Below are 2,917 nucleotides of genomic sequence, written 5' to 3'. Positions count from 1 at the left end.
TGGCTAATAAAACCACCACAGAGCGCCGTTGCTTTATAAGTTCACACCCTGCGGATGCAAAACGGCTTGGACAATATATTCGCCAACACTGGGGGCTAACGTATGCACACTTCTTTTCTCGTTCTCACGCTGTGCGTCACGGCCATTAAGTTAAGAAAAAAGCGGTCATTGCGAGGAGCGCCGCGCCGCGGCCAACGAAGTCAGCACGAAGCCTGAATCTTTCACGGGCGTGCTCAGTCTGCCAAAGATTGCCACGGCCTTCGGCCTCGCGATGCCCCATTTCTTTTACCCAGAACCGTCACCCTGCGCGAAGTCGCAGGATCCAGCCGCTGGCGGCAATAGACCCTGCGACTTCGCGCAGGGTGACAGGGCAATTAGGGAGGCTAGGAGCCATTTATTCCTTAACTTAATGGCCGTGACGCACGACGTGGGAACGAGAAAAGAAGTGTGCATACATTAGCCTTTAGGGCGGGGAGGATGTCAATTACATTTATCTATAAGGGCTTGGATTAAGTATTTCAAGTCAAGCAAGTTATCAAGTCAGTTTAATTCTTGTGCTAAAATAACGCCAGTAAATCCATAGTGTGAAAAAAATAAATGACGCAACAACAAAATGACCTACCCGAAAATGATGACGATTGGCTTTATGGTGACTCTACCGAGCATAGTCACGACAGAGGGTATAAGTTCCTCTTTTCGCATAAAGAGCTAGTTCAAGAATTGATTGAAGGCTTTGCGCCGGCTGAACTGGTAACCAATCTTGATTTTAGCTCACTGCAAAAGGAGAATGGCAGCTTTATTACCCCAGCGATGAAAAAACGTGACTCGGATGTGGTGTGGTCAGCAAAACTCAAAGGATCAGAGCAAGACGTTTACTTGTATTTGATGCTGGAATTTCAATCGGAAGTGGATTTATCCATGCCTGTGCGCATGCTTCAATATGTCGCTGCACTTTATGACGACCTTAATAAACAAAAACGCCTGTCCTTCAAAACAGGTCTGCCGCCGGTATTTCCTGTGGTACTGTATAACGGCCAACTCAAATGGACGGCTAAACACCAGATGGCCGATCTATATCGCAATCTGCCGGATTACTTAAAACCCTATCAACCACAACTGCATTACTATCTGATTGACGAAGAACGTATCCCCGATGAACAAATCGACAGTGTGATTAACGGCATCAGCACGATATTTAGTTTTGAGAAAGCACACGAATACGCCCAAGCCCGCCGCAGTACCCAAAAATTGGTGGGTTATTTAGACGGCTTGGGCGACGATCAACGCGCACTGGCGATGGCGGTATTAAAATGGGTGATGGTTCACTTGAAAAAGAACTACCCAATGATTAATATTGCACCTGTAGAACACATCATAAAGGAGCCGAGCATGTTGGCACAAAACGTAGAAAACTGGGAAAGAGAACTGAAGCTGGAAGGCCAACTAGAGCAAGCAATCGAAATGATTCGAGAGTTTAATTTATCGGTAGAGTTAGTGGCAGAGCGTTGCCATTTATCGCTCAAAGAGCTCAAAGAGCGTTTAAAACAGACCGAAACGTAAAACCCAGCCTTATCATTTAACCCAAAACAAAAACGCCCCAATCAAGGGGCGTTTTGTCATCTGATGTCATAAACTAACCCACCACTTGTTTACCGACTACGGCTTCAAGTAGTATTAAAAGGACAGCCACTTTTATTCTTTCAGCTAGTATTAAAAGGACAGCCACTTTTATTCTGTATTAAAAGGACAGTATTAAAAGGACAGCCACTTTTATTCTCTTTTATTCCTTTCTCATAACGCCCCTTATGTTTAATTATTTTCGCTATTGACCCATTTTGCCGAATAAAGACTGATGACCCATTTAGCAAGACTTCACGCAGGTAGCAGCCAAAGGCCTTGTTTTCTATCCGCTTCTAGCGGATAATGTTCATGATGATTTTTATTGAACTGCCAATCTTTATTCGTTGTGCCGATGCATTATTTTCTGATGAAGATTTACGCTCAATGCAAACGATTTTGTTAGAAAATCCAGATGCCGGTGATCTTATACCCGGTGGGCTCGGACTAAGAAAACTGCGTGTGCCTATGAAGGGCAGGGGCAAGCGTGGTGGTGCGCGCGTTATTTATTATCACTGGGTTAAAAAGTCACAATGCTATTTGCTCTATGCGTATGCAAAGAATGTAGCAACTGACCTCACACCCGACCAACTGAGAAAATTGGCGGCGCTAATGCAAGAGGAAATAAACCATGCATGAACAACAATTTGAAGAACTCTTAACCAGTGTTAAGGATATGGGCAAACACATGCGTGGTGAGCCAATAAACGTTCGTGTGCGTGAGTTTCCAGAGCCCGATGTAAAAGCAATTCGAGAAAAAACCGGCTTAACACAAACAGGATTTGCCTATCTTATTGGTGTAAAACCAAAAACATTACAAAACTGGGAGCAAAAGCGCGTTCGCCCCGCAGGCCCAGCACGCGCCTTACTTAAAATAGTTGAGGCCAACCCAGATGCACTGGCGGCTATTCAGGCCTAATGGCCTTGAAGTAATGCAACTTATAAAAAGGATACCAGAATAAAAACGACACTCACTTTGATATTGATAGGAATTAAGAGCCCAACGAAGCACATCTGCGCATATTTAACTTGTCAGGACATCATCCGGACGCTAAGATAGGGTTAATGAATAAATATGGAGTTTGCTATGAGCACATTGAACCTATCAAAAACCGAACGGATTGATGTCCGTGCCAGTAGCTCGGTCAAGCAACTGCTGCAAGAAGCAGCACGCTCGTGCCACAAGAGCGGGAATTAAAAGGACAGCCACTTTTATTCTCCCTTCTCATAACGCCCCTTATGTTTAATTTGTCGATGCTGTCTAGGGGTGATATACTCTAGTTGTAGATTTGACAGGATT

Annotated in this window: 3 protein-coding genes; all 3 read left to right on the top strand. The window is 44.5% G+C overall.

Features of this window, described 5'->3' with window-relative positions:
- Positions 1-597 precede the first annotated feature (597 nt).
- The 3 genes from NA59_RS12570 (at position 598) to NA59_RS12560 (ending at position 2,536) form a co-directional block, all read left to right on the top strand.
- Positions 598-1,560 carry an Rpn family recombination-promoting nuclease/putative transposase gene (locus tag NA59_RS12570; RefSeq protein WP_052501683.1) on the top strand — a complete coding sequence of 321 codons (963 nt, stop codon included), beginning with the start codon at positions 598-600 and terminating at the stop codon, positions 1,558-1,560.
- A 369-nt stretch (positions 1,561-1,929) separates the two neighbouring features.
- Complete coding sequence (locus NA59_RS12565) at positions 1,930-2,256, top strand: type II toxin-antitoxin system RelE/ParE family toxin (protein WP_198401120.1); 327 nt, start codon at positions 1,930-1,932, stop codon at positions 2,254-2,256.
- Positions 2,249-2,536 carry a helix-turn-helix domain-containing protein gene (locus NA59_RS12560; RefSeq protein WP_044413464.1) on the top strand — a complete coding sequence of 96 codons (288 nt, stop codon included), beginning with the start codon at positions 2,249-2,251 and terminating at the stop codon, positions 2,534-2,536. Before NA59_RS12565 ends, NA59_RS12560 begins: the two co-directional genes overlap by 8 nt.
- The last annotated feature ends 381 nt before the right edge of the window (positions 2,537-2,917 follow it).

It is taken from the genome of Thiomicrospira microaerophila (assembly GCF_000934765.1).
GTDB lineage: Bacteria > Pseudomonadota > Gammaproteobacteria > Thiomicrospirales > Thiomicrospiraceae > Thiomicrospira > Thiomicrospira microaerophila.
The sequence above is the reverse complement of the archived record's forward strand: the minus strand, read 5'-3'. Positions and strand labels throughout refer to the sequence as shown.

Coding starts and splice junctions, on each gene's coding strand:
- NA59_RS12570 (WP_052501683.1), top strand. CDS start 598: ATGACGCAACAACAAAATGACCTACCCGAAAATGATGACGATTGGCTT.
- NA59_RS12565 (WP_198401120.1), top strand. CDS start 1,930: ATGATGATTTTTATTGAACTGCCAATCTTTATTCGTTGTGCCGATGCA.
- NA59_RS12560 (WP_044413464.1), top strand. CDS start 2,249: ATGCATGAACAACAATTTGAAGAACTCTTAACCAGTGTTAAGGATATG.